Consider the following 25,598-nt stretch of genomic DNA (forward strand, 5'->3'; position numbering starts at 1 on the left):
TCCGTGTATCAGTGCTGTTCGTCGAAGCTGGCGAAGTAGGCGGCGGCCATGTCCTTGTCCGCGTGGCCCTGTGCGACGGCGCGCTCCAGGCGGTGGGCGCTCGCGGCGGCGACGTCCAGGCGGACGCCGTTCTTCTCGCCGGCCTCGACGATCAGCCGGGCGTCCTTCGCGGCGGTGGCCACCGCGAACTGGGCCGGGGAAAGCCGGTCGTCGAGGATCAGCCCGGACTTGGCACGCAGGTAGCCCATGTCGAGAGGGCCGCCGGCGATCGCGTCGAAGAAGCTCTGCGGGTCGACGCCGAGTGCCTGGGCCAGGGCCAGGACCTCACCCAGGGCGTTGGTGGTCGCGATGACCCAGCTGTTGGCGACCAGCTTCAGCCGGGTGGCGGTAGCTTCCGCTCCGTCCGCACCGGTCCACACAGTGCGGGCGCCGACCGCGTCGAGGACGGGCGTCACCCTCTCCCGTCCGTCCACCGGTCCAGCTGCGAGGACGAGCAGTTGTCCGGCCTCGGCGGGCTGGCGGGTGCCGAGCACCGGGGCGTCGTAGAAGACGAGTTCGAGCTGACGTGCCAGTACGGCCAGGCCGGCGATGGCCTCGATGCCGGCGGTGGCGGACTGCACCCAGGCGGTGCCGGGGCGCAGTTCGGGGGCGGCCTGCCGCATGACGTCCAGCGTGGCGGCTCCGTCGTGGAGCATGGTGAGGACGACGTCGGCGCCCCGCACGGCCTCGGCGGGGGTGTCCGCGACGAACGCGCCGTCGGCGGTCAGTGGTTCGGCCTTGGCGTAGTTCCGGTTCCAGGCGCGGACGGTGTGTCCGCCCCGGGCGAGATTGCGCGCCATCGCGGCACCCATGATGCCGGTGCCCAGGACGCTCACGGTGAGCTTGTCGGTCATGACGTCAACTTCCTGAATCCTGCGGTGCGGTGGGCAGACGAAGCGCCGGGTGTGCCCGTCCTGACGGGCACACCCGGACGAGGGTCTACTCGGCGGCGGCGCGGATCAGGCCGTCGAGCCAGGCCTGGTGGCCGTTGAGCATCGGGTTCGGGCGCTCGTTCGCCAGGGCCGCGGCCGGTGCGCCGATCTGGGTCTCCTGGGTGAGGATCCGTACCCGGCCGCCGGGCAGGTCCTCCACCAGCCAGGCGTGCAGCACGTCGAGGCGCTCCTCGGGCTTGCCGTCCTGCTTCGCCGTCCAGGAAAGCCGGCCGGGAGTGCCCTCCGCCGGGGTCTGGAACTCCACGACATGAGCGGCGAGCGGCGGGAAACCGAAGGTGCCGAAGCTGAAGACCTGGTCGTCCTTCAGTTCCGGGCCGCCGCCCTGGGGGAAGGAGATGTCGGCGACGTTGTCGTAGTAGCCCTCCCACTCGGAGGTGTCGGTCAGGTAGTGCCAGACCCGGGCGGCGGTGACGCCCTTGACGATCACCTCGTTGGAGACGAAGTTGTCGCCGGTGCCGGGAAGGTACTTCTCGGGCCAGTTGATCGCGTTCTGCGTGGTCATGCGGGTGTCCTTACGGTGAAGTGCGGTGTCAGGAAAGCTTCTTGAGGAGTTCGGCGGCGAGCGGGCCGGCGGAGGCCGGGTTCTGGCCGGTGACGACGCCCCGGTCGACCACGATGTGCGGGGCCCACGGCTCGCCCACCTCGACCTTCAGGCCGGCCTCGGTGAGCCGGTCCTGGAGCAGCCACCTCGCGTTGTCGGCACTGCCGGCCAGCCGCTCCTCCGTGTTGGTGAACGCAGTGATCCGATAACCGGCGAACGCGTTGGTGCCGTCGTCCTTGACGGCGGCGAGCAAGGCCGCCGGCCCGTGGCAGACGACGCCGACGGGAAGCCCGGCCTCCAGGGCCCGGGTGAGGATGCGGCCGGAATCGGCGTCGACGGCCAGGTCCTCCATCGGACCGTGGCCGCCGGGGACGTACACGGCGTCGAAGCCGTCGAGCCGTACGTCCGTGAGGGCGACCGGGGTGCGAAATTCCGCGGCGCCCTCGACGACGGCCCGCACCGCCGCGGCGTTCTCTTCGCCCCCGTTGGCCTGCGGGGCCAGGCTGGCGGGGTCCACCGGCGGCACCACGCCGCCCGGCGTCGCGACGGTGATCTCGTGGCCGGCCGACAGGAAAGCCTCGTACGGCACCACCGCCTCATCCGCCCAGAAACCGGTGGCGTGGGTGGTGCCGTCAGCCAGCGTCCACCGGTCGGCTCCAGTCATCACGAACAGAATCCTCGCCACGTGCTTTCTCCCATGCCTCTGGCCGCATCGTCGCCACTCGGGCGGTGAGTCGCCACTCGGCGACAGAGAGGACGGTAGGCCGAAGCACCATCCGCTCACCAATAGGTATGCCGATTCCTTCCATCGGAACTCCGATATGACCGGTCGTTAAGCTGGCACCCATGAAGAAGCAGACCATCACTGCGGAGGAGCCTGCGGGCCGGGCCCTGGAAGTGACTCCTGCGGCCGGTGGCAAGCAGTTGCCTGCGCACGCGGACCTGAATCTGCTGCGCACGTTCCTGACTGTGTACCGCTCGGGTTCGTTCACAGCCGCAGCCCCACTGCTCGGGCTGTCCCAGCCGACCGTGACCGCGCAGATGCGCACCCTGGAGCAGCAGACCGGCCGGGACCTGTTCACCCGGCTGCCGCGGGGTGTGGAACCGACCCCCTACGCCCATGAACTCGCCGGACACATCGCGAGCCCGCTCGACGCGCTGGCCATACTGGAGGACACGGGCGCGCCGATCACGCCCGTGCATCTGGCCGGGCCGTCGGAGCTGCTGTGCGTCCGGGTGCTGCCCGCCCTCGTCCCGCTCGTCGCCGACGGCGTCCAGTTGCGCGTCACTCAGGGCCTGCCGGAGCCGCTGCTGGAGGAGATGCGCTCCGGCCGGCACGACCTGGTGATCGCCACCCGCCGGCCGCGCGGCCGGGCGCTGGAGTCGGTGCCGCTCGCCGACGAGGAGTACGTACTGGTCGCGAGCCCCGCCTGGGCCGAACATCTCGCCGCCCGGCCCCGTGTCGACGCCCTGTGCGCGGCGCTGCACAAGGTTCCGATGGTGACATATGCCGAGGACCTGCCGATCGTGCGTCGCTACTGGCGCACTGTCTTCGGCAGGCAGCTCACCGCCCGCGCCGCCCTCACCGTGCCGAATCTGTACGCCGTGCTGTCGGCGGTCAACGCCGGGGCCGGTTACAGCGTGCTGCCCCGCTCGCTGTGCCAGGACTACCTGGACTCGGGCCGACTGGCACTCCTGCACGAACCGGAGGAGCCCCCGCTCAACACCCTCTTCCTCGTCCAGCGGCCCGGCGCCGACACCAACCCCGACGTGTTGCGCGTCCGCGACCTCCTCCGGCAGGCCGCCCGCGCCTGGTAGCCGCTCATCCCGAGGCCCCACGCGCCCGCGCTGCTCGGCTCCTCGACCCGCTGGGCTCGGCGGCCGTCAAGAAGCCCCCGGGCCCGTGACGGCGAGTTCCTGGCGCACCGGTTCGCCCAGGAACCGACGACACGGCCGGGTCCGGACTTGCTGTCGAAGCCGGTCCGGACCCGGTGGCGGCACCCATGCGTCAGCCGCTGCCCCGTTGTCGCTCGGCCTCCTGCTACCGCAGCCGCACCGGGCCCGCGTCGATCGGCACCCGGATGAGGAGATAGGGCTTGCGGCGCAGGTCCACGCCCTCGTGGTAGGGGGCCTGGCGGTTGAGCTGGTTGGCGATGGCGTAGATGTGGCCGTCGGAGGAGACGGAGAGGGTGTCTATCCAGACCAGCTCGGATCCCTGGGCGAGGGTGTCGTAGGTGCCGTCCGGATTGCGGCGCCACAGGGCGTCGTGCTCCAGGTCGCCGCCGTACAGCCGCCCCTTGTCGTCGCTCTCCAGTCCGTCGGCCATGGGCTTGTAGCCCAGGTCCACCACGGTGGCGGCGACGTCCGCCTCGGTGGCGTCGGGATCGGCGAGCACGTCGACGGACACACTCTGCAGACGGCGGCTGGACAGCGGGCAGTAGTAGAGCAGTTTGCCGTCGTCGCTGATGGCGATGCCGTCCGAGCCGACCTCGTAGTGCGTCGGTGCCGCCCCCGCCGGCCGGTTCATGAAGGGCTCGCCGTCCATGACGGGCAGGAAGTCCGGGTCGGGCAGCGCCGAGGGGTCTCCGGTCAGCCGCCGCCAGGAGCGGCCCGTGGCCAGGTCGACGACGATGACGCCGTTGTCGCCGCCCGAGTCGGTGATGAACGCCATCCCCTCGGCCCCGCGCCGCAGATCGAAGCGCACGTCGTTCGGGTAGCCGTCGGAGGGCACCACGTCGGACGGGAAGAGGATCCTGCGCACGATCCGGTCGGTGCGCAGGTCGACCGCCACCAGCTTCGGGCCGCCGTAGGCGGAGGCGGCGAACAGCGGGCTGCCGGTGTCGAGGATCCACAGCCGGTCGGCGGGGTCGACGACGACGCTCTGCACCGACTGGAAGTGCCCGGCCAGGTCGGCGGCGTCCTCGCGGTTGACCTCGGCGTCCGGGAAGGGCACGGCCCTGCCGCCGCGGATCTCGGCCACGGTGAAGGGGACGTCGTCGCCCCAGCGAGGGTAGTTGACGAAGATCCGGCCGTGACGGGACACGGTGACACCGGTGGGCATCGCCGCCCGGAAGCGGTGGACCACTTCGTACCCGGGTTTCCGGCCCGTGGAGGCGGACGCCGGGGCGGCGAGTCCCGTGGCCGTCAGGGACACGGTGGTCGCGGTGATGAACGTACGTCGCTTCATGCGTGTGCCTCTCCTCGGGAGAACTCGTGCTCGGCCGCGGTCAGTCGGCTCAGTACCTCGGCGCGGCCGGGAATGGGCCGGACGGCGCCGTGACCGGTCGTGGTGAGGGCCGCGGCGACCGCCGCGTACCGGGCGGCCTCCAGCGGCGAGGCGCCCTCGACCAGACGGGCGGCGAACGCCCCGTCGAAGGTGTCGCCCGCCCCAGAGGCGTCGACCGGGGTGACGGGGTATGCCGGGATATGTGTCACGCCCGCGTCGTCGGCCACCAGTGCCCCCTGCTCCCCCATCTTCAGGACGACCACCTTCGGGCCCCGGGCGCGCAGCGCACGGAGTACGGCCTCGGGTGTCTCCTCGCCGGTGAGCATGCGCCCCTCCTCGATGTTGGGGAGGGCGATGTCGCAGAGTTCGAGGCTGCGCAGGATGACCGCGCGGGCCCGGTCCTCGGGCCAGAGCGCGGGCCGGTGGTTGGGGTCGTAGGTGATGAGGGTGGAGTGGGCACGGGCGACGGTCATGGCGTGGAAGGCCGCGTCGCACGCGCTGGTGCTGATCGCCTGGGTGATGCCGGTGACGTGGAGCAGCCGGGCCTCGCCGACCGCCTGCTCGGGGACGTCGTCCGGAGTCAGCCGGCTGGCCGGTGAGTGCGCCCGGTAGTAGGTGAAGCCGTGTCCGGCCGGGCCGCGGGCGATGAAGTAGATGCCCGTCCGGCCGCCCGGCTCCCGGGCGACATGGCTCGTGTCGACGCCCTCGCTCTGCCACAGCCGGGTGAGAACGGTACCGAAGGCGTCGTCGCCGACTCTGGTCACATAGGCCGTACGGCCGCCTGAACGGGCGGCGGCCACGGCGAAGTTGGAGGTGTCGCCGCCGTAGCCGACCGCGAAGGACCCGGCGTTCTCCAGAGCTCCGTCGGCGTCGGCGTTGAACTCCAGCATCGGTTCGCCGAGGGCGAGGATGTCGGCGGGGCTAGTGGGTATATGGGCCATGGGTCAGATCCGGCCGTACTTGGCCAGGCCCTCGCGCAGGGATCCGGCTTCGAGGATGAGCTTGGTCTGCTCCTTCTCCCGTTCCTCGATCTCGGTGGCGAGGATGAGGACCTCCCCCACGTGGCTGGCGGGTATGCGGACGGCGCCGTCGCCGTCGGCGACGATCAGGTCGCCGGGCTCGACGGTCACTCCGCCGAGGACCACGGGCTCGTTGAGGGAGATCGTCTTGATCCGGCCCAGGGTGGTGGCGGGCACCGCGCTGCGGGCCTGGACCGGGAAGGCGAAGTCCCGGTTGATCTCCTCGACATCGCGTACACCGCCGTCGAGGATCGCGCCGGCGTGCTTGTTGGCCACCGCGCCCGCGGTCATCAGACCGCCCCAGACAGCGACGTCCGCGCCGTCGGCCGCGATGCAGATGACGCTGCCCGGCGCGGACTCGTCGATGGCCTGCAGGGCGTGGACGGGTGCCTGCGCCCCTTCGGCGGGCACCTCCCGGACGGTGACCGCCGGGCCGACGATCTTGCCGGGGGCGACCGGCTTGATCGCGCCGTCGAGGTAGCCGCGGACCCCGACCTGCTCCACCGCGTCGGCGACTGAGGCGGTGGTGATCGCGCGGAAGGCTTCGATGACTTGCTGCGGATAGGTGGCGGGCATGGATGCTCCTTCGTTCCTGAGAATGCGGGGTGCGGGGTGCGGGGCGGGGTTGTGCGGGTCAGCGCGGGCTGCGGGTGCCGGCGACCACGGCGTGGTCCGGTGCACCGGTGCGTGCCCAGGTGGCGACGTTGAGGGCGGCCCGGCGGCGTACCTCCTCCTCGGCCTCCTGGGAGTACCAGGCGGCGTGCGGGGTGGCGATGACCTTGGGGTGGCCCACCAGGGGGTGGTCGGCGGGCACGGGCTCGTCGGTCCAGGTGTCCACCGCCGCGAGCGCCAGGTGTCCGGACTCCAGGGCGTCGTACAGGGCCCGTTCGTCGACGAGCCCGCCGCGAGCGGTGTTCACGAGGATCGCGCCGGGGGGCATCAGGGCCAGTCGGCGGGCGTCCGCGATGTGCCGGGTGTCGGCGTTCAGCGGAAGGTGCAACGAGAGCGTGTCGGAGCGCCGGAACAGCTCGTCCAGGCCTACTCGTTCGACACCGGCCGGCCATGCCGCGTCCGGCAGCGCGGGGTCGTAGGCGATGACGGACCCGAACCAGGGTGCCGCGCCGGCGGCCAGCGTGCGGCCGATGCGGCCGATGCCGAGGACGCCCATGGTCAGCGAGGAGAGCCTGCGGACCGGGCCGGTGGCCAGGTAGTCCCAGGTGCCCCGGGCGCTGAGCGCGTCGTACTGCTTGAGGTGGCGGGCGCCGGCCATGACGCCGGCGAAGGCGTGGGCGGCGACGTCCTGGGTGCCGTAGTCGGGGACGTTGGCGATCCAGATGCCGCGCCGCTCGGCGCCCGCCACGTCGAAATTGTCGACGCCGACTCCGTAGCGGGAGACCAGGCCGACGGTGGGCGCGGCCTCGTACACCTCGTCGGTGACCTTCGCCCACTGGACGATGAGCGCGTCGGCGCCCCGGGCCGCCTCGGCGACCTCATCGGGGGTGCGGACCTGGGCGCGGACGACGCTCAGTCCGGCCTCCTCCAGCACCTTCCGCTCGATGTCGAAGTCGGGGTACTCGGAGTCGGTGATGACGACTTTCACGAAGAGGCTCCAGCGCTGTGTATACGGGCGAGCAGGGCGACGGCCGTCTCGCGGGCCCGGTCCAGGGACTCGGGAGAGGCGTCCACGGGTGCGAGCGAGCCGCCCGCGCCCACGGCGACGGCTCCGGCGCCGATCCAGTCGGCGGCGTTGTCCGGGCCGATGCCTCCCGTGGGCACGACCGGCACCTCGGGGAAGGGGCCGCGCAGGGCCCTGAGGTAGGAGGGACCGACGGCGGAGGCGGGGAACAGCTTGACGGCGGCGGGCCCGTACGCGATGGCCGCCATCACCTCACTGGGCGTCAACGCCCCCGCGAGGAAGGGGACTTGGCTGTCCGCGAGGGCCCGGCCGAGACCCGCGTCCGTACCGGGGCTGACCAGGAACCGGGCTCCGGCGGCCACCGCGTCCTTGACCTGCTCGGGGCGGGTCACGGTCCCCAGACCGACCAGGACGTCGTCGGGCAGTTCGGCGCGGAGCCGGTCCACGGCGGTCAGGACGTCCGGCACGGTGAAGGTGAGTTCGATGCCTCGGATGCCCGCCTCGACGAGGGCGTGGGCGGTGGTCACGGCGTCGGCTGCGGACCGGCTGCGCAGCACCGCCACGCAGCCCGCGCCCTTCAGCGAGTCGAGGAAACTCACCTGGCGCTCCCCAGCGGCTCGATGCGGCCGATGACCAGGCCGTAGACGAGGGCGCCCGCGATCGACACGCCACCGGCGACGGTCAGCGGCACACCGTAGGAGCCGTTTCCGGCGTCGAGCAGTGAGCCCACGACGATCGGGCTGAGGAAGCCCGCGAAGTTCGAGCCGAAGCCCTGGATGCCCGCGAGGGAGGCGACGTTGCCCGGGGTCGGGGCTATGTCGGAGGGCATGGCCCACAGGCTGGAGGCGGCGAAGGTCAGGGCGGAGTAGGAGACGGTCAGCAGGATCAGTGCGGTGGCCGCGTTGGGGGCGGAACCGGCGAACACGATCACGGAGGCCAGTACCAGGCCGCTGACCAGGGGCACCTTGCGGGCGAAGTTGACGCTCCTGCCGCGGGCGATCAGGCGCCCCTGGAGCAGTCCGCCGAGCCATTCGGCCGGCATGGCGCACAGGGCCGGGATCATGCCGAAGAAACCGAGCTTGAGGAGGTCGAAGCCGCGGGCGTCGACCAGGTAGGACGGGAACCAGGTGATGAAGAAGTAGAGGACGAAGGAGAGGCAGAAGAAGCCGAGCATCATGCCCCAGGTGGCCCGGTGCCTGAACAGCGCGATCCAGGGCAGGGGTTCGCGTGCGCCGCGAGTCCCGGTCTCCGCCGCGGTCGCGGTCTCGGCCTTCGAGTCGGCCTGGATGTAGGCGAGTTCCTCGGCGGACAGCCGCGGGTGGTCCTCCGGGTCGCGGTAGAACCTCAGCCAGAACACGCCGAAGGCCAGACCGACCAGGCCGGCGGCGACGAACGCGCCGCGCCAGCCCAGCCAGGCGATGACGCCGGTGATCAGCGGCAGGGAGACGGCGCTGCCCATCCGGGCGCCGCTGTCGAAGACGGAGGCGGCGGTGGCACGTTCCCGCAGCGGGAACCACCTGGAGACGATCTTCGCACTGGACGGGTAGGCGGGGGACTCGGCCACGCCCAGCAGCATGCGCAGCAGTACCAGGACGAGCAGGCCGGTGGCGGCGCCGACGAGCATGGTGACCACCGACCAGGCGATCAGGGCGTAGCCGTAGAGCCTGCGCGGGCCCAGTCTGTCGACCAGCCAGCCGGCCGGAAACTGCATCAGCGCGTAGGTCAGGGAGAAGGCGCCGAGGAGGAGGCCGGAGACCGTGCCCGAGAGGTGCAGGTCGTCCTTCATGTACGGCAGCGCGATGCTGAGGTTGGCGCGGTCGAGGTAGTTGACGGCGGTACCGGCGAAGACCACCGAGATGATCCCCCAGCGGGTGCCCCGGAAGGCCCGGCCTCTGGGCGGGGACGGGGCGTCTCTCCGAGCATCCTCTTGATTACTCTCGGTAATTGGAGACATGCGGGCTCCAGTGCGGTGCGAGCGGGCGGGGAGGGCGGGGTGGGGGGTGCGGCCTGCGGGGCCGTCCGCATGACGAGGCTAGGCGGGCATGTCGAGCGCGTTAAGCACACGTTTCGAATGCCTGTATTCGCTTTGCTGATGAAGCGTTCGGCTCACGCTGGGCGCTCAGACTCCCGCGACGTCCTCGGCGGGCGCCGGTTCCGTTCCCTCGGGGATGGGGGTGGTGCCGAGGTGGCGGAACAGGGTGCGCGCGGCGGGCGTCAGCGGACGCGACGCGTCCCAGAACGCGGCGACACGCCGACCGCAGTCCCCCTCCAGCCGGCGCACGGCGACGCCCGTCGTGTCCGAGACACGCGCGGCCAGGGCGTTCATGATGCCGACGCCCAGGTTCTCCCGGACGAGTCCGATGACGGTCTGGGGCTGGTTCGTCGTGTGCACGGGCTGGAGGTCCTGGCCGCGGTCGCGGAAGAGCTTGTACCACTCGAAGGCCATGTCCTCGGCCCGCCCGATGGTGATGACCGGGTGTTCGGCGAGGGCGGCGACCGGCAGCGGTCCCGGGACCGCGGCGAGCGGATGGTCCGGCGGGTGGACGACGACCAGTGGCTCCCACCACAGGGTCTGGTGGCGCAGGGACTTGGAGGTGGGGGGCGGGGTCAGCGGCCGCAGACAGACATCGATCCGCCCGCCGGCGAAGGCCTCGTCCAGGACCGGGATGGAGTGGTCGGAAAGGATCACCTCGATGTCAGGGTTCGTCCGGGCCAGCCCGCCCAGGACACGGGGGACGAACGCCGCGCTCGGGCTCGGGTAACTGCCGAGCGTCACCACGCCCCGCGCGGTGCCGCGCCGGGCGGCCATGGCCTCCTCCGCCAGGTGCAGTTCCCCGAGGATGCGGCGGGCGTGGTCGGCGAGGGCGGCGCCGGCGTCGGTCAGTGCCACGGGACGTCTGCGCCGGTCGAACAGTGCCACCCCGGCCTCCCGCTCCAGCGCGGCGACATGCATGCTCACGCGCGGCTGCGAGCGGTGCGTGGACTCGGCCGCCGCGCCGAAGCTGCCGGTGTCCACCACGGCGAGGAAGGAGAGAAACCATTCCAGCCGGACATCGGTTCTGAGCACTGCGACCACCTCACACGCGCTGCCGTCAGGTGCGGGCGGAGCGATGTCCATTCTTCGGACCGATTGTCCCGGCCACCGGGACGCCCAGCATACGGATCCGTCAGGGATCCGCCGCAGGCGCCCGATGAGCGGACGCTGTGCGGGCGTTGTCCGCGCGGTAACCCTCCCGGACCCGGCGGTCGCTGACCCGGAGGGAGAAGAGGGCGGCGCACAGACTCACCGCCCCCATGGTGAGGAAGCCGGCACGGTAGCCGTGGGCGGCGAGGGTTCCGGCCAGGGCCACCCCGCAGGCCGCGGCGAGTTGCCGCTGCATGGTGAGCACGGTGGTGGCGTCGGCCGTGCGGGAGGGCGGGATGGTGACGAAGGCGGCGTTCTGACCGCTGGCGAACAGGAGACCCACCGAGCAGCCGAGCAGATACATGGCCGGGTAGAGCGTGAAGGACGGCGAGTCACCTGTTCCAGCCGCCAGGAACACGATGATCAGTGTGGCGCCCCCGCCGCCCGCGGCCATCAGACGCCTGGGGCCGACCCTGGCGTGCAGGAGGGGCATGAGCTGGTTGACGGTCAGCATGCCCAGTGCCTCCGGGAAGGTGGACAGTCCCGCGTGGAGGGCGTCGTAGCCGAGGCCGGTCTGGAGGAACTGCGGGTAGAGGTAGAGCACGCCCATGAAGGCGGCCCCCATCGGGAGCAGGCCCAGTTGGGTGGTGCGGAAGAGCTGGTCCTCGACGATCCGCAGGTCGATCATGGGATGCCTGGCGCGCAGTTCCCAGGGCACCATCAGCGTGAGCAGTACTGCGCCACCCAGCAGCGGGACGAGGGTGTGCCCGCTCCCCCAGCCGCGGTCCGGGGCTCTGGTGAGTGCGTACAGGACGGCGGCGAGGCCGCCTCCCGCCAGGACGAAGCCCGCAAGGTCGAAGCGGGGCGCGCCCGCTCCGGGGACGTCGGGCAGGGTCCACAGCCCGAAGAGCAGGGCGAGCGTCCCGACGGGCAGGTTGACGAGGAACACCCAGTGCCAGGAGGCGGTGTCGACCAGCCAGCCGCCGAGGACCGGGCCGAGGGCCGGCGCGACGGCGGTCGGCAGCATGAGGTACCTCTGCGCGCCCAACCGCTCGGCCACGGGGAAGGCACGCAGCATCATCGTCATCCCGACGGGAGCCAGCAGACCGCCGCCCGCCCCCTGGAGAACGCGGTAACCCGTGAGCGCCATCAGGGAGTCGGCCGTGGCGCACAGGCCGGAGGCCGCGGTGAACAGCAGCAGTGCGGCCAGTGCGGTGCGGCGGGTGCCGAAGCGGTGGGTGAGCCAGCCGGAGACGGGGATGAAGACGGCCATCGCCACGAGGTAACCGACGTTGACGGAACTCAGGCCGGAGGTGTCCACGGAGAAGTCGTGGCCGAGGGCCGGCAGGGCCACGTTGACGATCGTGGTGTCCATGATCGCCATGAAGTTCGCGGCGACGGACACCACGCCGACCGCGACCTTCGCGGAGACACGACGGCCGGGCGGCGGAGCGAAACCCCGCCCGGTCGCGAATCCCTGGTCCCTCACCGGCCGTGCCGGAGCCAGCCGACCTGGGCGTCCGTCAGCTGGAGCCGGCGGGCCTCCAGCGATCGATCGATCTGCTCGGTCGTCCTGGCGCCGATCGACGGCCACACCTGCGGGTGGTGGAGAGTCCAGGCCAGAGCCACCGTCTCCGGTCGGGTGCCGAGCTGGTCGGCGAGTTCCAGGCAGCGCCGGCGGCGGTGCCGGTTGTCCACCGTGTCGTACGGGTCCGGTCTCCCGTTGATCTCCCGCGGCTCGGTGCGAGCGAAGTAGCCGCGGGCCTGGGAGGACCAGGCGAGCAGCGGCAGCCGGTGTTCGCCGACGACGTCGAGGACGGCACGGTCCGCGTGGAGGCTGCCGCCCAGGTGCGCCGGGTCGGGTTCGGCGAGGCTGAACTGGTAACTGGCCACCGGCGTGTGGCCACGCTCGGCCAGTTCGGCCGTGAGGGCGGACAGGCGCTGCGCGGGCCAGTTGGAGGCGCCGACACGACGGACGTAGCCGGCCTCGACGAGGCTCACCAGGGTGTCGGCGAGTTCCGCGACGGGCCGGTCGGGGTCGTCACAGTGGTAGAGGAGGACGTCGATGGTCTCCACGCCCAGGCTGCGCAGCGCGGCCCGTACATGGCCGTGGACGGTGTCGCGGCTGAGCGGAATGTCCGCGCCGGTGAAATCGTGGCCGACCTTGGTGGCCACACCGAGTGTGCCGGGGTTCTGGCGCAGCCAGGGGCCGATCGCGACCTCGGCCTGGCCCTTGGCGTAGCTGTGCGAGGTCTCGACCAGCAGTCCGCCCGCGTCGGCGAAGTGCGCCAGCCGCGCGGCGGAGACCTCGGCCGGCTCCGCGCCGAAGGGACCGCCGAGGACGAAGCGGTGCGCCGCGCTCTCCATGCCTTCCTGGCCGAGCAGTCCGTCGAGCATCTGCAGCGGCGAACGCGGCATCAGGCCTCGCCCCCGGCGACCTTGCGGAAGCCGTCCACGTCGGCGAACGGGCGGGGCAGGTGGGGCCGCAGGGGGACCCGGAAGATGTTGAGCATCATCGCGGACATGGAGAAGCTGCCGATGCAGCCGATCAGGTCGAGCACGCCCTCCTCCCCGAAGAGCGCCAGCGCTTGCGCGTAGGTCTCGTCGGTGACGAAGTGGTCGTAGAGCATCTCGTGGGCGAAGGCGTGGAAGACCCGCTCGTCGTCGGCCTTGAACTCCGGGTCCTCACCGCGCGCGAGCCGTTCCAGGCACTCGGCCGGGACGCCCTCCTCGACCGCCTGCTGGATGTGGGCGTTCCACGCGGACTGGCTGTCGAAGTGGCGGCCCGCGATCAGCACGCTCAGCTCACGCAGCCGTTGCGGGAAGCGCGACTCGTTGCGGCAGTAGCGGCCGAGGTTCTCGACCCAGTGGGCCAGTTCCATGTTGCGCGCCCAGACGAGGAACGGCGGGGGCGGTTCGACTCCGGGTCCGACGATGGTTTCGAGGAGTTCGGTCTGCTCCGCGGTGAGGCTGGTGATGGGGGTCAGTCGCATGTGCTTGGTGCCTTTCGGTGGGAGGTCGCGGTCACCAGGCGGTGGTCTGCGCCTGGAGGAAGCGGCGGTGGAAGTCCGTCCGCGCCGGGTCGGCCAGCGGGATCGGGGCCCAGCCCTGGCCGGACTCGAAGACCTCGGACCGGTCGGGACGGGTCGCGGGCCAGGCGGGCAGATCCGGACCGTTGGGATCGCCGGTCGCCGCGAAGTTGGCCAGGTACGCGGTCAGCAGCGCCGACGTGTGCCGGTCCGCCTCGGTCCACGGCCGGTCCAGGGCGTGCAGGGAGCCGAGCAGATAGGGGATCTCCGACCCGTGGAACGCCCCGCGCGCCGCCCCTTCGGGGCCGGGCGGGGTGCGGGTCCAGAAGTGCGTGAAGACCGGACTGCGGGCGCCCCTGGCCCACTCCCCCGCCCACAGGTGGGTGCTGGTGCGTGCGGAGTCAGCACGAGCGGCGGTGTGCCGCGCGCTCGCTTGGGCGTCGGTCGTCGCCGGATACAGCGTCAGGAACTCCGCCGTGAAATCCCCGTACCGACCGGCCGCCCGGCGTTCGTACTCCTCCACGGTCAGCGCGACGCCGGGCCCGGCTCCGCTCTCGTCACGGTTGTTCCCGAGCAGCAGCGGTACGTCGTTCTGGGTGCCGGCGGCAAGGACACCGGCGTAGGTGTCGGGAAGCACCGTGCCGTCGACGACCGGCCTGAAGAGTGGCGGGGGCGGAGTTCCGGGGATGCGGGGATCGTCGGCCGCGCTGCCGCTCACCAGGGTGTCGAGCGGCAGGGCGCGCAGTTGCTCCGGTGTGGCGGCGCCCCGCTCGCGCGCGTAGGCGGCCCCATCCCGCTCCGCCTGCGCGAGGGTGCGGTGCGAGGGGGCGAGGGTGGCGATCGCCGGATCCCTGGGATGCAGTACGGCGCTGTCGGCGACGGCCGCGTGGAAGAGGCCGGCGGCCGACGGGGAGTAGACGAGGTCCATCACGGACGCGGCCCCGGACGACTGACCGGCGATCGTGACCCGGCCGGGGTCGCCGCCGAAGGCCGCGATGTTGCGCCGCACCCAGTGCAGGGCGGCGATCTGGTCGAGCAGGCCGTAGTTGCCGGAGGTTCCGTCGGCCGATTCGGCGCTTAGTTCCGGTGTGGCGAGGTAACCCAGGGCGCCGAGACGGCTGTTGACGGTGACCACCACCAGGCCCTTGGCCGCGAGGGCGGATCCGTCGTACTGCGGGTCGCTCCCGGAGCCGTAGAGAAAGCGACCGCCGTGCAGCCAGACCAGTACGGGGAGGCGCTCGTCCGGCTGCCCGGCGGCGGTCCAGATGTTCAGGTTGAGACAGTCCTCGCCCCGCGGGAGCGCCGGATCGGCGAGTTCGGAGGGAGGCTGGGGACAGATGGGGCCGAAGGTGTCGGCGGGCCTGGTGCCGTCCCAGGCGGCGAGTGCGCTCGGGGCGCGCCAGCGGTTCCGGCCCTCCGTGCTCGCCGCGTAGGGAACCCCTTTGTACGCCGTGACTCCGGGCAGCAGGGCATCGGTCCCGGAGACGAGACCGTACTCGGTACGCGCCGTGGGGCATGGAAGGGGCATGCGCGTTCTCTTTCCTGCTCTTTCCTGGAGTTGCCGGACGCGGCCGGCCGATGAACCATGTCCGCGTCGGGAGAGCCTGTGCGCCGCGGGGCGGGCATGCCTGCCACGCCACGCCAGGCCACGGCGAAGCAAGAGCAGGAACAGCCGCAGAAGTCCGGCCACGTACGGTCCCGGCCTACCGCCGGGACGGCGCACACCGTCCGTCTTCGCGGAACGCGGCGTGTGCGATGCGATGCGGTGCGGTGCGGTGGCGGCGGGGTGCGCCGCGGGCCGCGGACCGGTGAGGAGACACAGCCGCCGCTGCCCGCGCCGGAGAGCCGCCCGCTCCGCGCGGGGGCGGGTCCGCTCACCCGCCGACGGCGGGCAAGGGACCGGAGGTCGGCTCACGGGGCGCCGCCAGGCCTCCAAGGCCTGGCGCCGGCCGCCCCGCGCGGCCGGGGGGAAATGATCAGGCGGTGCGCCACCAGGCGTAGTACTTGTCGCCGTAGCCGTCCATGATGTCCGCGTACTCGTGGTCGGCGTCGGGGAACTCGAAGAAGTCGTGCGGCACTTCGAGGTCGGTGAAGCGGTTGTCCAGGTCGCGGATGGTGGGTGCGAGGCGGGTGTCGAGGCGGCCGGAGAGCAGCCGGACCTGGCTGGTGCGGCGCAGTTCGGGGGCGCCCGCGAGGACCAGGCTCCAGGGGTGGCAGAGGTCGTAGTACTCCTGGTCGCCGAAGTAGGTGTTGTTGACCCGGTCCTCGGGCTCGTCCTTGAGGTCGCGCAGGATCGCGGGGGCGACCGCGGACACCTTGCCGAAGACCTTCGGGTACTTCAGGCCGAGGTGCAGGGCGCCGAACCCGCCCATGGAGAAGCCCTCGACGGTGCGGGCCTGGGCCTCGGGGATCGTGCGGTAGGTGGTGTCCATGTGGTGCACCAGGTCGAAGGCGGTGATCTGGGCGAGCGGGCGGGCGCCGTCCTTGGAGTCGACGTACCAGCCGATCGGCAGGATCTGCGGTACGACCACGATCGCCGGCGGCATGACCTCGCCCCGGATCGCCTTGTCGATCCGCGCAACCATTTCTGAACCCTGCCGGGCATTGCCGAACCCGCCGTGCAGCCAGTAGATGACAGGGAAGCGCCGCTCCGGCTCGGTCTCGTACTGCGGCGGGAGGTAGAGCTGGTAGCTGCCCTGGGCATCCGCGCTTCCGCGCGAGGGCTGGGGGTAGAGACCGAAAGTGGTGAGCTCCTGGTCTTCCTGGACCTCGTCGATCCACTGCTGTTCGATCTCTGCCATCTGCTCGAGTGTCGTGCGTACCTTGTGAACCTTCTCGGCCACGGGGCTTGTCCTCTCGGTGGGTCTCACATAAGAGCCCGGGATCCTCCGGGACGGATGCCGGCAGCCCTCCGGCTCCGCCACTCCGGGCGGCGTTCCGTTACGTGGAATGGCGTATCCTCTAGCGGAACGCTCATCAGTGAAACCGTGAGACGGGAGCCTGTCAATGGCCGGGATCGAATTTTCGGAGGACTCTCAGACTGGAGGTCGCGGGGGACGTGCCTCCCTCGCGGGAAACGCCACCGACAAGGCCCTCAACCTGCTGGAAGCCGCCGTGGCGCCCGGATATCCGCACCGCCTGGGCGAGGTCGCCACGACGGCCGGGGTCCCGAAGGCCAGCGCGCACCGCATCCTGAACAACCTGGTGGCGACGTCCTTCCTCGCCTCCGACGGCACCGGCGGCTACGGCCCCGGGCCGCGGCTGAGAGCCCTCGCCGCCCGCGTCACCCAGGGCTGCGAGGAGGACCAGGTGATGCGCGCCGAACTCGAAGTGCTCAGCCGGCACGTCGGAAGCACCGTGCATCTGGGGGTGCGCACCGGGGACGCGGCCACCTGCCTCATCAAGGTGGCCAGCCCCAAGCCGGTGCAGACCTCGTCCCGGGTGGGCATGCAACTGGCGTTGCACGCCACGTCGATCGGCAAGTGCATCCTCTCCGGCCTGAGCGACGACGAACTCACCGCGCTGATGGAGCGCGTCGGACTGGCGGCCCGCACCGAGCACACCCTCACCGACCTCACCGACCTCCGCGCGGAACTCGCGCAGGTACGCGAGCGGGGCTACGCCCTCGACGAGGAGGAGAACGAGATCGGTGTACGCTGCATCGGCGCGCCGGTCCGCGACACCAAGGGGGCTGTCGTCGGCGGCGTCAGCATCTCGGCCATCACCTACCTGGAGTCCCGCGACACGCTCCTGAGCTGGGCCGATCCCATCCGCGCGACCGCCGGCGCACTGCACGGCCTGCTGGGCTGAGACCGGCACGGCTGCAACCGCGCCAACCGCCCGCAGCGCGGCGAACCAGCCGTACAGAGCGCGTCCCGCATGCTTATCTTTCGGATCTGTGACCAATTTGCTCTTGTACGACCGCTAGACACCGCCGCACCGTTTCAGCAGGGTTACAGCACCGGGTCGATCTCGCCCCGGTTCACCGGCCAGCCCCCGGTGTGGCAGTACCCCTGAGCATCACCCTGCGAGCAGCGGGAGCACCTCCGGTTCGACGCCGCTCATCGGTGACCGCCGACGTCACACGGCCCATGGCCGTTGCCGCACAGCGGTCCTCGCGACGCGACCCCTCCCCCTTCGGCCCTTAGGCCGACTCGCCCACTCCCGCAGAACAGGCGCAGGCGGACGCCCCCACAGGACACCACCGGTCCGTGCGACTTCCGTGGTCCACGTCCGGTACACGCCGCTCAGGCCGCGCATCCCCCCTGACCCTCACGGCCGTTCCGCCGACGTGCGCGGAGCCGACCCTCCGGCGGACTGACCCAGTGCATCCCCGCCCCGAGGGCGCAGCCGCGTCCCGCCGAGCTCAGAGCAAGGAGAGACAATGACGTCCCACGATGCCGCACCCCGACCGGCCGCGCCGAGAACACGTCGGCTCGCCCGTTCCGGATTGAGCCTTGCCGCCCTGGGCACCGCCCTCACCCTCACGCTGGCCGCGTGCGGGGGCAGCACCGGTGGTGGCGCCGCCGGTAGTGGCTCCACCAGCGGCACCAAGGTCGCCGGCGACACCCTGACCGTCGCTGAGCAGCAGGCGCCGCCCACCATGAACCCGGGCAGCCTCGACCTCGGTTTCGTCGACTTCACGATGCTGTCGTACGAGTCGCTGTTCTACCTCTCCCCCGACGGCAAGGTCGAACCGGCGCTCGCGAAGTCCTGGAAGTACGTCGGCAGCGGCAACAAGGAGCTGTCCGTCACGCTCCGCTCGGGCGTCAAGTTCGCCGACGGCACCCCTGTGGACGCCGCGGCGGTGAAGGCGTCGCTGGAGTACGCCAAGAAGGCGCAGGGCAACCAGGCGCACTATCTGGCCGACGCGACCATCACGACCTCGGGTGACCTCGGGCTGACCATCAAGCTGGCCAAGGCGAACCCGATCCTGCCGACCCTGCTGACCCAGTCCTACGGCATCGGCCAGATCATCAGCCCCAAGGGCCTGGCCGACCCCACGGCCCTGACCCCGACCAAGGCCAGCGCGGGCGCGGGCCCCTACGTCTACTCGCCCTCCGACAGCGTGGCGGGCGACCACTACACCTACACCGCCAACCCGGACTACTACGACAAGTCCAAGCAGAACTACAAGAAGATCGTGATGAAGATCGTGCAGAACGGTCAGACCGCGGTCAACGCCATGAAGACCGGGCAGATCGACGTCTACAAGGGTGACTACACCTCCGCGGCCTCCGCCAAGTCGGCGGGCATGTCGACCGTCGGACTGCCGGTGATCCTGCAGGGACTGAGCCTGATCGACCGCGCCGGTGAGGTCTCCAAGCCGCTCGGAGACGTCCGGGTCCGGCAGGCGATCAACTACGCGATCGACCGGGACGCGGTGACGAAGGCGCTGCTCGGCTCCAGCGGTACGCCGACCGTCCAGACCGTCATCAAGGGCGGCGACGGCTACTCCGAGGACCTCGCCGACTACTACACCTACAACCCCACCAAGGCCAAGCAGCTGCTCAAGGAAGCCGGCTACCCGAACGGCTTCCAGCTCTCCGTCCTCGCCGCCACGTTCGTCGGCTTCGACACCATGGCCCAGGCCATCGCCGGCCAGCTCGAAAAGGTCGGCATCAAGGTGAAGGTCACCGCCGTCACCAGCATCACCTCGTTCGTGGAGAACCAGACCAACAAGAAGTACCCGGCGGTCTCCGGCGGTTTCACCGAGGAGCCGATGTACCTGGAGGGCCTGGACCTGTTCATGCCCGGTTCGAAGGTCTTCAACGGCTTCGGCAGCACCGCCCCGGAACTGACCAGCCTCTTCAACAAGGCCGCCGCCGCGGAGCCCGCCGAGCGGGCCACGCTGGACCAGCAGATGCAGGAGTACCTGGTGAAGAACGCCTGGTACGCCCCGGTCGCCTTCACCCCCGTCAACTACTACGTCCGCCCCGGCACCGGCGGCGTCAAGGTGAGCGCGGGCGCGCCCTTCGCCAGTCCGCTGGCCTTCTACGCCACCAAGTAAGCGCTCCGGGCGGCCCCCGGCCTGACAACGGGGGCCGCCCGGCCCAAGAAAGGAGTGAGGTGAGATGCACAGGATCCTCTTCCGCTGGTTCGTCGGCGCCGTCCCCGTGGTGTTCGGCGTCTCCGTTCTGACGTTTGTCCTGACCAGCCTGGTCCCGGGCGACCCCGGTCGTACGATCCTGGGCGCGAACGCGAGCCCCGCCCAGGTCAAGGCACTCGACGCCCAGCTCGGCCTCGACCACTCCCTGCCGGTCCGCTACTGGGACTGGCTGACCGGCGTCTTCCACGGCGACCTGGGCGACTCCATCACCTCGGGCGTACCGGTGAGCGACCAGCTGAGCTCCCGGCTGGCCGTCACGCTGTCGCTCATCGGCGGCGCGATCCTGGTGGCCGCCGTCGCCGGGGTGGCGCTCGGTGTCCTCAGCGCGCTGAAGGGCGGCTGGCTGGGACGGGCCGTGGACGGCATCTCGCTGGTCGGGCTGGCGGTGCCGAACTTCTGGTTCGGCCTGGTGCTGATGACGGCGTTCGCCGTGCAGCTGCCGCTCTTCCCGGCCACCGGGTACGTCCCCTTCACCGAGTCGCCGACGCAGTGGTTCGAGTCGCTGGTGCTGCCCGTGCTGACGCTCGGCGTACCGGCCACCGCGCCGGTGGCCAAGCAGACCCGGGACGGTGTGCTGACCCAGCTGAACCGGGAGTACGTCAGGGTGCTGCGGGCGCGCGGCATCCCGGAACGGTCAGTGATCTTCCGGCACGTGCTGCGCAACGCCGCCGCCCCGATCGTCACCGTGCTGGGCGTGGTCGTCGTGACGCTGTTCGGCGGCACCGTCCTCGCCGAGACCCTGTTCGTGATGCCCGGCCTGGGCGGGCTGGCCGTGACCGCCGCGACCACGCAGGACATCCCGATGGTCCAGGGCGTGGCCCTCGTCTTCACCGTCACGGTGATGCTGATCAACCTGCTGATCGAAGTGGTGTACACGATGCTCAACCCGAAGGTGCGGACATGAAAGGCACCGACATGAAGGGTGTGGACCCGAAGAGCACGGACTCCGGCAGCCCGGATTCCCGGCGCACGGGCGCGGAGACCGCCCCCGCTGTCAGGCGAGCGGCCGTCACCTCGCGCGGCCTCACCGCCCGGCTCATGCGCAAGCCCACCGCGGTGGCCTCCGCCGGCTACCTCCTGCTGGTGCTTCTCGCCACCCTGCTCGCCGACTGGATCGCTCCCTACGGCCCCGACGAGCAGGATCTGACGGCCGCGCTGCAACCCCCGAGCGCTGCCCACTGGCTGGGCACCGGCGAGCTGGGCCGGGACGTGCTGAGCCGGCTCATGCACGGCGGGCAGGTCACCCTGCTCGGCGTCCTGATCACCCTCGCCGTGTATCTGACGCTCGGTGTCCCCACGGGCATGCTCGCCGGGTACCGGGGCGGATGGTTCGACCGGCTCGTCCTCAAGACCGCCGACCTCGTCTCCGCCGTGCCGGTCATCATCGTGCTGCTGGTCGTCCTCTCGGTGTTCACCGGCAACGAGAGCGCCGCGATGGCCGCCAACGGCCTGCTCGGCGCCCCGCTGCTCGCCCGGGTCGTCCGCTCGGCCACCCTCGGCGTCAAGGAGGAGCTGTACATCCGCGCCGCCGTCGCGAACGGCATCCGCGACCGGGTCATCATCCGCCGCCATGTGCTGCCCCGCGTCTCCGGCGTCGTGCTCGTCCAGGCCTCGGTGTACGGCGCCTACGCCGTGCTCCTCGAGACCGGCCTCGGCTTCCTCGGCCTCGGCACCACCCAGGCCAGCTGGGGCAGCATGATCGCCGAGGCGTCCAAGAACATCGGCACCGACCCCTGGCTCCTCGTCCCCTCCGGCTTCATGATCATCAGCTTCATCCTGGCGCTCGGCCTGCTCAGCGACGCGCTGCGCGACACCCTGGCCGAGCGGTACGCGCCCCCGGCCGACAAGCCGCCGTCCCGTCGTCGCGCCGCTCGGCAGAACCTGCTCGCGGCACCCAGGACATCCCTCACCACGCCGGCCGAACCCGCACCGGACGCACTGCTGTCGGTCCGCGGACTGACCGTCGCACTGCCCGTCGACGGGGCACCGACCGACGTCATCCGGGACGTCTCCTTCGACCTGCGGGCCGGCGAGGTGCTGGGCATCGTGGGCGAGACCGGCTGCGGAAAGACCGTCACGGCCACCTCGCTGCTCGGCATGCTGCCCCCCGGCGGCGAGATCACCTCCGGCACCATCCGGTTCGAGGACGAGGACCTCGCCCACGCCGACGCCGCTTCGCTGCACCGGATACGGGGCCGTCGTATCGGATGGATCTCCCAGGACCCCATCTCCAGCCTGGACCCGTCGTTCACCGCGGGCGCCCAGGTGGCGGAGGCCGTCCGCGTCCACACCGGCTGCACCCGCAAGGAGGCCCGGCAGCGCGCCCTGGAACTCTTCGAGCTGGTACGGCTGCCCGACCCGGCCCGCGTCGCGGCGAGCTACCCGCACCAGCTGTCCGGCGGCATGGCCCAACGGGTCGGCATCGCGGCCGCGTTGGCCGGTGACCCGGTCCTGGTGATCGCCGACGAGCCGACCACCGCGCTCGACGTGACCGTGCAGGCCGAAATCCTCGACCTGCTGCGCGAGCTGCGGAAGTCCGGAACGGCCGTCATCCTCATCACCCACGACTGGGGCGTGCTCGCCGACCTGTGCGACCGGGCCGTGGTGATGTACGCCGGCGAAGTCGTCGAAGAGGCCGAGGTCACCGCACTCGTCACCGCACCGGCCCATCCCTACACCGCCGGCCTGCTGAGCTCCGACCCGCACCACGCGGTGCCGGGCGAGCCGTTGCCCGCCGTGGAGGGTGCCGTACCGCCGCCTTCGCAGTGGCCGGTCGGCTGCCACTTCCAGAACCGCTGCCCGCGGGTGACCGAGGAGTGCCGCGAAAAGCCGGTCGTCATCTCGCAGTTGGCGGCCCTGGAGCGCTCGGCCAGGTGCATCCGGCCCGCCGAGCTGATCGGAGAAGCAGCGCATGACTGAACACACCGGCACCGCCGCGCTCCTCGATGTGCGCGACCTCAGCGTCACCTACCGCAGGGCCGGCCGTCGCGGCGGGGCCGTCAACGCGGTACGCGGCGTGGATCTGACGGTGCGTCCCGGCGAAACCGTCGGCCTGGTGGGCGAGTCCGGCTCGGGCAAGTCGAGCATCGGCTCGGCCGTCCTCGGACTGGTCCCCGCGACCGGCGGCCGCGTCGCCTTCGACGGAGCGGACATCACCCACAGCTCCCGTGCGGACCGCCGGCTGCTGGCCCGCCGTATGCAGGTCGTCTTCCAGGACCCGTACGGCTCCATGAACCCCGCCCACACGATCGGCGACACGCTCGCCGAGGCGCTGCGCCACAACCTGGGTCTGCCCGAGGACACCATCCGCGAGCGGGTGCTGGCGGCGCTTGACGACGTGGGCCTGCCGCCCGGCGCGATGCACCGCTATCCGTCGGCGTTCTCCGGCGGCCAGCGCCAGCGCATCGCCATCGCCAGGGCGCTGGTGATGGAACCGGACTTCATCGTCTGCGACGAGGCGGTCAGCGCCCTCGACCTCTCCGTCCAGGCCCAGGTGCTCAACCTCCTCGCCAGCCTCAAGCGCACGCGCGGGCTCAGCTACCTGTTCATCTCGCACGACCTGTCGGTGGTGCGCTACCTCAGTGACCGGATCGTCGTCCTCTACGCCGGCCGGGTCGTCGAGAGCGGCCCGGCGGCCCTGGTCGCCGGCCGTCCCTCCCATCCCTACACGCGCGCGCTGCTGGCCGCGGCTCCGGTGCCGGACCCCGAGGTCCAGCGCCGCCGCCAGGCCGAGCGGCGGCGGACGACCGCCGCCACCCCGCCGGCGGACCGTACGAACCGGGGATGCGACTTCGCTCCCCGTTGCCCGTTCGCCCAGGACACCTGCTGGACGACCCGCCCGGAACTGACCGACCACGACGGGATCGCCGTCGCCTGCCACCGCTACGACCAGATCACGTCCGAGGCCGCCTGAGCGCGGCCCGCGTGTCACGTCGCGGCCGCGGACTCCCGCACGGTCCCGGCCGCGACGGCCCGACGCCTCGCCCTCTCTCCGTCGCCGAGTCGGCCGGAGTCCCCGCCCCCATTCCGTCAAGGAGCAAGATGACCACCACCGCCCCCGCCCCTCTCGACATCCCCGCCCTGCTCCCCGACGGCACCCACCTCATCGCCGGCGAGTGGGTCCCCGCCCGCTCCAAGACGACCATCGACGTGGTGAACCCGGCCACCGGTGCGCTGGTGGCCCGTGTCCCGCGCGGCAGCTCCGAGGACATCGACGACGCCGTACGCGCCGCCGAGGCGGCACTGCCCGCCTGGCGCGACACCAGCCCGGCCACCCGCGGTGAGCTCCTCTACCGCTGGGCCGAGCTGGTACGCGAGCACGACGACGACATCAACCGCCTCGAAGCCATCGAGGTCGGCCACCCGGTCGGCCCCTCCCCCATCGCCGCACGCCTGACCTATCTCGCGGGCAAGGCGGACAAGGTCTTCGGCGACACCCTGCCCACGCGCTCCCCGGACGTCCTGGGCCTGACCCTGCGCGAGCCCTACGGCGTGGTCGGCGCGATCATCCCCTGGAACGCCCCCGGCCCGATGACCGTCTTCAACACCGCCGCCCCCATCGCCGCCGGCAACACCGTCGTGCTCAAGCCCGCCGAGGACGCCCCGCTCACCGCCCTCTACCTGGCCCGCCTCGCCCAGGAGGCGGGCCTCCCGCCCGGCGTCCTCAACGTCGTCACGGGGTACGGCTCGGAGGCCGGCGCGGCCCTGCCCGCCCACCCGGGCATCCGCAAGATGTCCTTCACCGGCTCTCCCGCCACCGGCACCGCCGTGATGGAGGCCTGCGCCCGCAACCTCATCCCCCTCCAGCTCGAACTCGGCGGCAAGTCACCGCAGATCGTGCTGCCCGACGCCGACCTCGCCAAGGCCGTACCCGCGATCGTCCGCAGCATCATCATGAACAGCGGCCAGGTCTGCGCCGCCGGCTCCCGCGTCCTGGTCCACCCCTCCCTCCACGACCGGCTCGTCTCCGAGGTCGCGGACGCGTTCCGCGCGGTCCGGGTCGGGCTGTGGGACCAGCCCGTAGACATGGGACCGCTCATCAACGCCCGGCAGGAGAAGCGGGTGCTGGACTACCTCGCCATCGGCCGGGAGGAAGGCGCCGAAGTCGTCGTCGGCGGCGGCAAGTTGACCGGCCAGCCGTACACCGACGGGTACTTCGTCGAGCCGACCCTCTTCGACCGGGTGAAGCCGGAGATGCGGATCGCCCAGGAGGAGATCTTCGGCCCGGTCCTGTCCGTCCTCACCTACGAGGACGAGGAGGAAGCCGTCGCCATCGCCAACGGCACCCGCTACGGCCTGACCGCCACCGTCTGGACCCAGGACATCGGGCGCGCCCTACGTCTCGCCCGCCGGGTCCAGGCCGGCCAGATCGCCGTCAACACGGTGGGCGACGGCGGACCCGCCGGTGCCATCGGCGCACCCTTCGGCGGCTACAAGCACAGCGGGTTCGGACGCTCCATGGGCCCCGACTACCTGGAGGACTGGACCCAGGTGAAGTGCGTTGTCATCAACGCCGGTTGAGTCCCGCAGCGTCCGCCACGGGTGGCGGGCGCCCGTGGCGGACCGATCTGCAGAGAGGCAGGAACGCCGCATGGTGCCGTCAGCACCGCGACAGCACACGTGAGAATCCGTCCGACGCGAATGCGGCGAACCCCGCTGCGGAGCAGGCCATTCCGAGGCTCCTGAAGAAGGCGATACGGCAGTCCTTCGTCCCCTGAATCCGGGTCGGGCCACCCCTGTCGCAGATGACACTCGCCGAGCGCGCAGGGGTGTCGAGGCCGAGCAGCGTCATCACCGCAGGGGCGCCGTCCCGATCCCGGCCGTCAGAATGCGCGTCGTCTTCCACGAGTTCACGGAAGTGCGCCGCGCTCCCGTTCATCGGCGGGGCAGCCGCGAAGCTGTGAACTGGTCAATAGCCACCAC

At 71.4% G+C, this 25,598-nt stretch carries 22 protein-coding genes; 7 read left to right on the top strand and 15 right to left on the bottom strand.

All coding sequences use genetic code 11. From position 1 onward, the window contains the following. Positions 1–8: 8 nt before the first annotated feature. The 3 genes from ABZ887_RS33615 to ABZ887_RS33625 all read right to left on the bottom strand — a co-directional run bounded on the left by ABZ887_RS33615 (position 9) and on the right by ABZ887_RS33625 (position 2,218). Positions 9–893: an NAD(P)-dependent oxidoreductase gene (locus tag ABZ887_RS33615; RefSeq protein WP_361297738.1), complete on the bottom strand. Its 885-nt coding sequence runs from the start codon at positions 891–893 to the stop codon at positions 9–11. Between the two features lie 85 nt (positions 894–978). Then, positions 979–1,494, bottom strand: coding sequence for an SRPBCC domain-containing protein (locus ABZ887_RS33620; RefSeq protein WP_361297740.1), 516 nt, complete (start codon positions 1,492–1,494; stop codon positions 979–981). 28 nt (positions 1,495–1,522) lie between these two features. Further along, complete coding sequence (locus ABZ887_RS33625) at positions 1,523–2,218, bottom strand: type 1 glutamine amidotransferase domain-containing protein (protein WP_361297741.1); 696 nt, start codon at positions 2,216–2,218, stop codon at positions 1,523–1,525. Positions 2,219–2,379: 161 nt separating this feature from the next. Between ABZ887_RS33625 and ABZ887_RS33630 the strand changes: the two genes are divergently transcribed. After that, positions 2,380–3,351, top strand: a complete 972-nt coding sequence (locus tag ABZ887_RS33630; protein ID WP_361297742.1) for a LysR family transcriptional regulator — start codon at positions 2,380–2,382, stop codon at positions 3,349–3,351. A 223-nt stretch (positions 3,352–3,574) separates the two neighbouring features. Here the strand turns inward: ABZ887_RS33630 and ABZ887_RS33635 are convergent, their stop codons facing one another. The 12 genes from ABZ887_RS33635 to ABZ887_RS33690 all read right to left on the bottom strand — a co-directional run bounded on the left by ABZ887_RS33635 (position 3,575) and on the right by ABZ887_RS33690 (position 16,368). Further along, positions 3,575–4,720 carry an L-dopachrome tautomerase-related protein gene (locus ABZ887_RS33635; RefSeq protein WP_361297743.1) on the bottom strand — a complete coding sequence of 382 codons (1,146 nt, stop codon included), beginning with the start codon at positions 4,718–4,720 and terminating at the stop codon, positions 3,575–3,577. Then, positions 4,717–5,700, bottom strand: a complete 984-nt coding sequence (locus ABZ887_RS33640) for a sugar kinase (protein WP_361297745.1) — start codon at positions 5,698–5,700, stop codon at positions 4,717–4,719. The genes ABZ887_RS33635 and ABZ887_RS33640 overlap by 4 nt, the downstream gene beginning before the upstream one ends. 3 nt (positions 5,701–5,703) lie before the next feature. After that, positions 5,704–6,354 carry an RraA family protein gene (locus ABZ887_RS33645; RefSeq protein WP_361297748.1) on the bottom strand — a complete coding sequence of 217 codons (651 nt, stop codon included), beginning with the start codon at positions 6,352–6,354 and terminating at the stop codon, positions 5,704–5,706. A gap of 58 nt (positions 6,355–6,412) precedes the next feature. Next, positions 6,413–7,378, bottom strand: coding sequence for a C-terminal binding protein (locus ABZ887_RS33650; protein WP_361297751.1), 966 nt, complete (start codon positions 7,376–7,378; stop codon positions 6,413–6,415). Then, complete coding sequence (locus ABZ887_RS33655) at positions 7,375–8,013, bottom strand: bifunctional 4-hydroxy-2-oxoglutarate aldolase/2-dehydro-3-deoxy-phosphogluconate aldolase (protein ID WP_361297754.1); 639 nt, start codon at positions 8,011–8,013, stop codon at positions 7,375–7,377. Before ABZ887_RS33655 ends, ABZ887_RS33650 begins: the two co-directional genes overlap by 4 nt. Beyond that, on the bottom strand, positions 8,010–9,266 hold the full coding sequence (locus ABZ887_RS33660; protein ID WP_361297757.1) for an MFS transporter: 1,257 nt from the start codon (positions 9,264–9,266) through the stop codon (positions 8,010–8,012). The genes ABZ887_RS33655 and ABZ887_RS33660 overlap by 4 nt, the downstream gene beginning before the upstream one ends. Positions 9,267–9,533: 267 nt before the next feature. Continuing rightward, positions 9,534–10,481, bottom strand: a complete 948-nt coding sequence (locus ABZ887_RS33665; protein ID WP_361297760.1) for a LysR family transcriptional regulator — start codon at positions 10,479–10,481, stop codon at positions 9,534–9,536. A gap of 100 nt (positions 10,482–10,581) precedes the next feature. Beyond that, positions 10,582–12,027: a DHA2 family efflux MFS transporter permease subunit gene (locus ABZ887_RS33670; RefSeq protein ID WP_361297763.1), complete on the bottom strand. Its 1,446-nt coding sequence runs from the start codon at positions 12,025–12,027 to the stop codon at positions 10,582–10,584. Beyond that, on the bottom strand, positions 12,024–12,956 hold the full coding sequence (locus tag ABZ887_RS33675) for an aldo/keto reductase (RefSeq protein ID WP_361297766.1): 933 nt from the start codon (positions 12,954–12,956) through the stop codon (positions 12,024–12,026). Before ABZ887_RS33675 ends, ABZ887_RS33670 begins: the two co-directional genes overlap by 4 nt. Next, positions 12,956–13,531, bottom strand: coding sequence for a carboxymuconolactone decarboxylase family protein (locus ABZ887_RS33680; protein ID WP_361297769.1), 576 nt, complete (start codon positions 13,529–13,531; stop codon positions 12,956–12,958). Before ABZ887_RS33680 ends, ABZ887_RS33675 begins: the two co-directional genes overlap by 1 nt. Positions 13,532–13,562: 31 nt before the next feature. Beyond that, positions 13,563–15,095, bottom strand: coding sequence for a carboxylesterase family protein (locus ABZ887_RS33685; protein WP_361297772.1), 1,533 nt, complete (start codon positions 15,093–15,095; stop codon positions 13,563–13,565). Positions 15,096–15,543: 448 nt separating this feature from the next. After that, a complete protein-coding gene (locus ABZ887_RS33690) occupies positions 15,544–16,368 on the bottom strand; it encodes an alpha/beta hydrolase-fold protein (RefSeq protein WP_361297775.1) in 825 nt (274 codons plus the stop codon). 205 nt (positions 16,369–16,573) lie between these two features. On the opposite strand from ABZ887_RS33690, the gene ABZ887_RS33695 reads away from it, so the two are divergent. The 6 genes from ABZ887_RS33695 to ABZ887_RS33720 all read left to right on the top strand — a co-directional run bounded on the left by ABZ887_RS33695 (position 16,574) and on the right by ABZ887_RS33720 (position 25,196). Beyond that, entirely contained in the window at positions 16,574–17,377 is an 804-nt protein-coding gene (locus tag ABZ887_RS33695) for an IclR family transcriptional regulator (RefSeq protein WP_361297778.1), read from the top strand. A 574-nt stretch (positions 17,378–17,951) separates the two neighbouring features. Beyond that, complete coding sequence (locus ABZ887_RS33700) at positions 17,952–19,577, top strand: ABC transporter substrate-binding protein (RefSeq protein ID WP_361297781.1); 1,626 nt, start codon at positions 17,952–17,954, stop codon at positions 19,575–19,577. Between the two features lie 64 nt (positions 19,578–19,641). Then, positions 19,642–20,580, top strand: a complete 939-nt coding sequence (locus ABZ887_RS33705) for an ABC transporter permease (protein WP_361297784.1) — start codon at positions 19,642–19,644, stop codon at positions 20,578–20,580. Then, the gene (locus ABZ887_RS33710; protein WP_361297787.1) at positions 20,577–22,595 is read left to right on the top strand and encodes a dipeptide/oligopeptide/nickel ABC transporter permease/ATP-binding protein; all 2,019 of its coding nucleotides are present in this window, start codon (positions 20,577–20,579) and stop codon (positions 22,593–22,595) included. The genes ABZ887_RS33705 and ABZ887_RS33710 overlap by 4 nt, the downstream gene beginning before the upstream one ends. Next, on the top strand, positions 22,588–23,589 hold the full coding sequence (locus ABZ887_RS33715; protein ID WP_361297790.1) for an oligopeptide/dipeptide ABC transporter ATP-binding protein: 1,002 nt from the start codon (positions 22,588–22,590) through the stop codon (positions 23,587–23,589). Before ABZ887_RS33710 ends, ABZ887_RS33715 begins: the two co-directional genes overlap by 8 nt. 128 nt (positions 23,590–23,717) lie before the next feature. Beyond that, entirely contained in the window at positions 23,718–25,196 is a 1,479-nt protein-coding gene (locus tag ABZ887_RS33720; protein WP_361297793.1) for an aldehyde dehydrogenase family protein, read from the top strand. Positions 25,197–25,598: the final 402 nt, after the last annotated feature.

Source organism: Streptomyces sp. NPDC047061 (assembly GCF_040643955.1).
In the GTDB taxonomy this organism is placed as follows: Bacteria; Actinomycetota; Actinomycetes; order Streptomycetales; family Streptomycetaceae; genus Streptomyces.

Coding starts and splice junctions, on each gene's coding strand:
- ABZ887_RS33615 (WP_361297738.1), bottom strand. CDS start 893: ATGACCGACAAGCTCACCGTGAGCGTCCTGGGCACCGGCATCATGGGT.
- ABZ887_RS33620 (WP_361297740.1), bottom strand. CDS start 1,494: ATGACCACGCAGAACGCGATCAACTGGCCCGAGAAGTACCTTCCCGGC.
- ABZ887_RS33630 (WP_361297742.1), top strand. CDS start 2,380: ATGAAGAAGCAGACCATCACTGCGGAGGAGCCTGCGGGCCGGGCCCTG.
- ABZ887_RS33635 (WP_361297743.1), bottom strand. CDS start 4,720: ATGAAGCGACGTACGTTCATCACCGCGACCACCGTGTCCCTGACGGCC.
- ABZ887_RS33640 (WP_361297745.1), bottom strand. CDS start 5,700: ATGGCCCATATACCCACTAGCCCCGCCGACATCCTCGCCCTCGGCGAA.
- ABZ887_RS33645 (WP_361297748.1), bottom strand. CDS start 6,354: ATGCCCGCCACCTATCCGCAGCAAGTCATCGAAGCCTTCCGCGCGATC.
- ABZ887_RS33675 (WP_361297766.1), bottom strand. CDS start 12,956: ATGCCGCGTTCGCCGCTGCAGATGCTCGACGGACTGCTCGGCCAGGAA.
- ABZ887_RS33680 (WP_361297769.1), bottom strand. CDS start 13,531: ATGCGACTGACCCCCATCACCAGCCTCACCGCGGAGCAGACCGAACTC.
- ABZ887_RS33685 (WP_361297772.1), bottom strand. CDS start 15,095: ATGCCCCTTCCATGCCCCACGGCGCGTACCGAGTACGGTCTCGTCTCC.
- ABZ887_RS33690 (WP_361297775.1), bottom strand. CDS start 16,368: ATGGCAGAGATCGAACAGCAGTGGATCGACGAGGTCCAGGAAGACCAG.
- ABZ887_RS33695 (WP_361297778.1), top strand. CDS start 16,574: ATGGCCGGGATCGAATTTTCGGAGGACTCTCAGACTGGAGGTCGCGGG.
- ABZ887_RS33700 (WP_361297781.1), top strand. CDS start 17,952: ATGACGTCCCACGATGCCGCACCCCGACCGGCCGCGCCGAGAACACGT.
- ABZ887_RS33705 (WP_361297784.1), top strand. CDS start 19,642: ATGCACAGGATCCTCTTCCGCTGGTTCGTCGGCGCCGTCCCCGTGGTG.
- ABZ887_RS33710 (WP_361297787.1), top strand. CDS start 20,577: ATGAAAGGCACCGACATGAAGGGTGTGGACCCGAAGAGCACGGACTCC.
- ABZ887_RS33715 (WP_361297790.1), top strand. CDS start 22,588: ATGACTGAACACACCGGCACCGCCGCGCTCCTCGATGTGCGCGACCTC.
- ABZ887_RS33720 (WP_361297793.1), top strand. CDS start 23,718: ATGACCACCACCGCCCCCGCCCCTCTCGACATCCCCGCCCTGCTCCCC.